Below are 509 nucleotides of genomic sequence, written 5' to 3' on the forward strand. Positions count from 1 at the left end.
GTATAATTCTTTGGATAATAGCAGACATAAAACGTATTCTCCGCAGAAACATTTTTGCATACATACTCCTGTCCGCCGGTATCCGCCACGGTCGTTCCCGCCGGTGACGGGTCTGTCCTTACGATCGCATAATTCCGGTAATTTCCCGGTGTCTGCATATATTTCACGGTGTAATTATCACCGCCCCACACCGTTTCTGTCTTATCCGTGCCAAAATATTTCCAGCTGCCGCCCTCATATTTATAGTTCCTGCTGGTTTGTTTGTAACGATCCCATACTACCACGTCATTTCCATACGCCCGTTTGGTAAAAGCGTTAAGATCTCGGAAAGAAAGGTTCGATGTCACGTTCTGCGCTGTTGCCGCGGAATCCGTCCGCACCATGACTTTCCCTCTCTTATAACAGTCCGTCGGCATGTTGATCACAAGCCTCCTGCCGCTGTGGGTCACCACATATCTGCCAACCGTAGGCAGCCAGACACTTTCCGCTCCGCCCTCGATAACCAGGTT

Annotated in this window: 1 protein-coding gene; it reads right to left on the reverse strand. The window is 49.7% G+C overall.

The annotated features are described in order from the left end of the window. Positions 1 to 509: hypothetical protein (locus tag H8Z76_RS14060; protein WP_186982842.1), on the reverse strand; the 509-nt coding region annotated here is incomplete at both ends.

It is taken from the genome of Roseburia yibonii, from assembly GCF_014297335.1.
Classification (GTDB): domain Bacteria; phylum Bacillota; class Clostridia; order Lachnospirales; family Lachnospiraceae; genus Roseburia_D; species Roseburia_D yibonii.